This window comes from Allocoleopsis sp. (assembly GCF_036703385.1).
GTDB lineage: Bacteria > Cyanobacteriota > Cyanobacteriia > Cyanobacteriales > Coleofasciculaceae > Allocoleopsis.
This window is the reverse complement of the sequence record NZ_DATNPA010000430.1, coordinates 1-5,050: the sequence shown is the minus strand read 5'-3', so window position 1 is coordinate 5,050 and position 5,050 is coordinate 1. Positions and strand designations below refer to the sequence as shown.

Here is a 5,050-nt window from a genome sequence, read left to right as displayed (position 1 = left end):
GCGGCGGGTATATTGCCGTAGGCATCAGCTGGAAATGTATAGATTTCTGCACCTACTAAATATTGAATCAAATTTACAATGACAACGGCTGCACCCAGACTAGAAACTAATGTTAAGAGTGGGTCAGATCCTCTAGCGCGTAAAGGTTTAAATGCCAAGCGTTCTACTAAAACTCCAGACAGACCCGCAAAAAGGCTACCGACAAATAAGGCCAGAATAAAGGGGAGTTGTACGGGTAAAGAGGCATTAGCCAGTACTCCGTTAAAGCCAAAGGCTCCTCCAGCTAGGCTATAGGTGAAGTAAGCCCCTAACGTAAAAATCGCACCGTGAGCAAAATTGATGATGCCGAGAATTGAGAAAACCAGCGTGTAGCCTAAAGCAAAAATGGCGTAAACACTACCGATCGATAAACCATTGAGAAATTGTTGAAAAAACAGAGTAAATTCCATTTGATATTCGAGCTTAGTTAATCCGACAAGGCTTCAACTAACCTAATTTTCAGACTAAAGCACTAGAGGGATAGAGAATTGTTCTAGAAAAATCCGTGCAGTGCTTGTAAAATTCTCTCTTCTCCTCCTCTGTGTTCTCTGGGCCTCTGTAGTTAGTTATTGTTCACAAATTAAAGAAAACGGCTATATATCTCGCTAGCCCTATTATGTCGTGTCTTACCGGGTATCCTGACCTCCCTAACTTATTTCAGAAAGCTAAATTGACCATTTTCCCCATCAGCATTCATCTTGATTTGAGCAATATAAAACTGACTCTGTACTACTTCACCTTTAGGAGTAAAGGCAATCTCACCCAATGGAGTATTGTATTTTCCAGCGAGAATTTGCTGATTCAATTGTGTGCGTAATTGATTTAAAGACAAGTGGTTAATTTTGGTTTTGCTATCCAACGCTTTCAGCGCTTCCACAAATACCTGCACAGCCGTAAAGGCTTGAGCACTAAACTGGGGCGGTTCCTTCTTTTTTTGCTGCACATAAGCCTCACGGAAAGCAGCATTAATTGCGCCGGGAGCTTCAGGGCTATAAGCTTGAGCAATGATAATTCCATCGCAGAGTTTCTTACACACTGAGAAGATATTAGAAGTATTGAGACCATTGCCGCCAATAATCAAACCTTTATAACCGAGTTCTCGCAGTTGCCGAACTAAGTTACCTCCATCAGCTGCTAGTCCGGAAATCACGATTAACTCAGGTTGAAGATTAATCGCATTCCCAGCTTGGGCTTGGAAATCTGTGTCAGTGGTTTGAAACTTTTGGATAGTTACGATATTCAGACCTTGCTGTTTTATCGATTGCTGAAAAATTTGGGTCTCCGATGTTGTAAAGGCATCATTCTGTGCATAAAATACAGCAACTTTTTTGAGCTGAGGGTTCAGTTTGAGTGCCGCCTTAATGGCATTGGGAGCAACTAATGAGACAGGCGCAGAGACACGAGCAATATACTCACCAATCTCAGGAATTTTTGGAGCCGTATTCGATGCGCCAATGACGGGAACTTTTGCTCGTTCGGCAATGGGGTCAGCACTAAAAGCCTGCTGTGAAGCAGAAGGTCCAACAATACCCACTACTTTGTCTTGATTAATCAAGGTTTGGAAGGCATTGATGGCACCAGCTTCATCTCCCCCAGTGTCTTGGAATACCAGTTTAATAGGAATGCCGTTGATGCCACCTTTATCATTAAAATATTTCTCGGCAATTTGGGCACCAATGACAGATTCCTGAGCAAGCAGAGCATAGTTGCTAGTTTGCGAAAATGCGGCTCCCAGGGGAATATAGGTACCTGAACTAGAGGTAACTGCGGGAGAATTCTTATTAAGAAAATCTGGAGGATTATCTAACTGCGATCTAGAAAGATTGCAGGCTGTCAATCCTAAGCTGAATGTCACTAATGTGGCAGCAATAGAAGCGAAACTATTGTTCATTTTAATAAGGTAAACTTACCTTTTTTTCCATCAGGATTCATTTTAATTTGAGCTACATAAAACTGACCTTGTTTAATTTCACCATCAGGGTCGAAAGCAATTTTACCGAGCGGTGTGTCGTATTCGCCATTTAAAATTTGCTCATTGAGCTGTGTCCGTAACTGCTCTAAGGGCAACGTCTTGATTTTGGTATTACTATCCAACTTTTTCAGCGCTTCCACAAATACCTGTACCCCAGTGAATGCTTGAGCACTAAACTGCGGCGGTTGCGGTTCTTCCTGGTTTTGAGCTTGGTAAGCTTCCCGAAATTCCTTATTAAGTTCACTGACTAATTCCGGACTATAGGCTTGAGCAATTAAAAGATCATTGCATTGTGCCTGACACACCGGAAAAATTTTTGACGTGTTTAGACCATTTCCGCCAATAATTAACCCTTTGTATCCCAGTTGATGCAGTTGTTTAACCAGGTTTCCGCCATCTGCTGCTAAACCAGAGATAATTACTAGGTCAGGTTTGAGGTTAATGGCACTAGTGGCTTGCGTTTGAAAATCGGTGTCAGTAGTTTGAAATTTTTGTACCGTTACCAACTCTAGTTTTTGGTCTTTAACTGTTTGTTGGAATGTTTCTGTTTCTGATTTGCTAAAGGCATCATTCTGAGCGTAAAACACAGCAACTTTCTTAATGTTCGGATTAATTTTGAGGGCTTGTTTTACGGCATTTGGTGCAACAACGGCTACAGGGGCTGACACACGAGAAATATATTTTCCAATCTGAGGAACGCCTTTTGCTGTGTTCGATGGTGCCACAACCGGGACTTTAGAACGCTCAGCAATTGGATCGGCGGCAAAGGCTTGCTGGGACAGCGTAGGCCCGACAATTCCGACCACTTTATCTTGAGTAATCAAGGTATTAAAGGCATTAATTGCCCCCTGTTCATCGCCTGCGGTATCTTGGAAGACTAGCTTAATCGGTGTGCCATTGACACCACCCTTGTCATTAAAAAATTTCTCAGCAATTTTTGCGCCCGCAACCTGTTCTTGACCCAGCAAGGCCACGTTACTGGTTTGGGCGACGGCAATGCCAATGGGAATGGATGAACTGATGGCTATATTGCTGGATGTAGTGGTTGGACTCGTGTTCGTGGTTGCGGCTGGTTTATTGTTCTGACTACAGGCAACAACTAGGACACAGGCGAGGAACGAAGTGAGAATCTTAGTAGAGATACGTTTCCTGAACATCTGACGACTTCCGCAGTGAGCGTATTTCCTAATTATGTGTCTTACGGTAGAGGTTTTTGAACTCAGTACCGGAAGGACGCAGAACGTTGCACTCCGACAATCGGCAATCGCTCCCCCCAAAGCAGAGGGAATTAAACGCACCGCCACAGCCAGTCTGATGAATACCTTCTACAATGAATGATTGCTAAGGGTTAGCTGTCAACGAAGCAGCAAAGAAGGTTGCAATGGCGTTCACCGTCGAGGAACTACTCACCAAACAGATAATGGGGCCAGCGCGTTACCTGGGTAACGAATTGGGAGCGGTACATAAGCCTTGGGATACGGCACAAGTGCGGTGGGTGTTAACCTACCCGGAAATTTACGAAGTTGGCGCTTCTAATTTAGGGCATATTATTCTCTACAATATTTTGAATGCCCAGCCCCGGCAACTGTGCGATCGCGCCTACTTACCCGCGCCCGACTTAGCGGCGAAACTGCGAGAAACAAAGACGCCTCTGTTTGCTGTAGAAAATCGGCGATCGCTCAAAGATTTCGATATTTTAGGTTTTAGTCTCAGCTATGAACTAGGGGCAACCAACATCCTAGAGATGTTGAGTTTGGCAGACATTCCCCTAACCTGGCAAGAACGTGCCGCGAGTGATATCAGAGATATCCCCCTGATTTTTGCCGGTGGACAGACAGCAACCTCCAACCCCGAACCCTACGCAGACTTTTTTGACTTTATCGCCTTGGGAGATGGAGAAGAACTACTGCCCGAAATTGGCTTAGTGTTGGAGGAAGGCAAAACCGCCGGGTTAAGTCGAGAAGCGTTACTACTGGATTTAGCCCAGATTCCGGGTGTGTACGTACCGCAGTTCTACGATATGGCAGAGGATGGTTCCGTCCATCCCAACCGTCCGGATGTGCCCAAGCGGATTCTACGACGAGTCGCCACACCCATGCCCGCTTACTCGATTGGGCTGGTTCCCTACGTCGAAACAGTACATGATCGCCTTACCATTGAAATTCGCCGAGGTTGTACTCGTGGTTGTCGCTTTTGTCAACCCGGAATGCTAACTCGTCCGGCGCGGGATGTGGAACCGGAACAAGTGGTAGAGGCAATTGAGAAGGGAATGAGGGCAACCGGATATCACGAGTTTTCCCTATTATCCCTGAGTTGTTCCGACTATCTGGCACTGCCAGCCGTCGGCATGGAAATCAAAAATCGCCTCAAGGATGAAAATATTTCCCTTTCTCTGCCCAGTCAGCGGGTAGACCGATTTGATGAGAATATTGCCAATATCCTCGGTGGTACTCGGCAGGGAGGCTTAACCTTTGCCCCGGAAGCCGGAACGCAACGAATGCGGGATATTGTGAATAAGGGATTAACCAATGAAGAACTGCTCCGGGGGGTGAAGACAGCCTTTGAGCAGGGTTGGAATAAGATTAAGCTCTACTTCATGATTGGCTTACCGGGAGAGACGGATGCGGATGTCGTCGGGATTGCGGAGACAGTACGCTGGTTGCAGCAGAAATGTCAGGCACAGCGAAGAAGACCTCTAAATTTTAATATCACCATTTCTAACTTCACGCCGAAGCCTCATACCCCATTTCAGTGGCATTCGGTTTCAACAGCGGAGTTTGGGCGCAAGCAGGCGTTGCTGCGTCAGGAATTTCGCTGGATTAAGGGTGTGAAGGTAAATTTCACCGATGTCCGAATTTCGGCAATGGAAGACTTTGTTGGGCGGGGTGATAGGCGATTGTCTGCCGTACTGCGTCGGGCTTGGGAATTGGGCGCAGGGATGGATTCGTGGTTTGATAATTTAGATCGGGCGTTTGGGGCTTGGGAACAAGCGATCGCAGAATCTAACCTTACCTGGAAATATCGCCAAGTGGAAAACGG

General features: G+C 45.7%; 5 protein-coding genes. 2 read left to right on the top strand and 3 right to left on the bottom strand.

Features of this window, described 5'->3' with window-relative positions; genetic code table 11:
• The 3 genes from V6C93_RS21245 to V6C93_RS21235 form a co-directional block, all read right to left on the bottom strand.
• The coding region (locus V6C93_RS21245) for a branched-chain amino acid ABC transporter permease (RefSeq protein ID WP_414644232.1) at positions 1 to 449 on the bottom strand (449 nt) is incomplete at its 3' end.
• Positions 450 to 691: 242 nt separating this feature from the next.
• A complete protein-coding gene (locus V6C93_RS21240) occupies positions 692 to 1,930 on the bottom strand; it encodes an ABC transporter substrate-binding protein (RefSeq protein WP_333478672.1) in 1,239 nt (412 codons plus the stop codon).
• Positions 1,927 to 3,168, bottom strand: a complete 1,242-nt coding sequence (locus V6C93_RS21235; RefSeq protein WP_333478671.1) for an ABC transporter substrate-binding protein — start codon at positions 3,166 to 3,168, stop codon at positions 1,927 to 1,929. The genes V6C93_RS21240 and V6C93_RS21235 overlap by 4 nt, the downstream gene beginning before the upstream one ends.
• 34 nt (positions 3,169 to 3,202) lie before the next feature.
• On the opposite strand from V6C93_RS21235, the gene V6C93_RS21230 reads away from it, so the two are divergent.
• Complete coding sequence (locus V6C93_RS21230) at positions 3,203 to 3,349, top strand: hypothetical protein (RefSeq protein ID WP_333478670.1); 147 nt, start codon at positions 3,203 to 3,205, stop codon at positions 3,347 to 3,349.
• A 43-nt stretch (positions 3,350 to 3,392) separates the two neighbouring features.
• On the top strand, positions 3,393 to 5,050 hold a 1,658-nt coding region (locus V6C93_RS21225), incomplete at its 3' end, for a TIGR03960 family B12-binding radical SAM protein (protein WP_333478668.1).

Excerpts from the sequence above, each read along its gene's own strand:
- V6C93_RS21240 (WP_333478672.1), bottom strand. The coding sequence starts at position 1,930 with ATGAACAATAGTTTCGCTTCTATTGCTGCCACATTAGTGACATTCAGC.
- V6C93_RS21235 (WP_333478671.1), bottom strand. The coding sequence starts at position 3,168 with ATGTTCAGGAAACGTATCTCTACTAAGATTCTCACTTCGTTCCTCGCC.
- V6C93_RS21230 (WP_333478670.1), top strand. The coding sequence starts at position 3,203 with ATGTGTCTTACGGTAGAGGTTTTTGAACTCAGTACCGGAAGGACGCAG.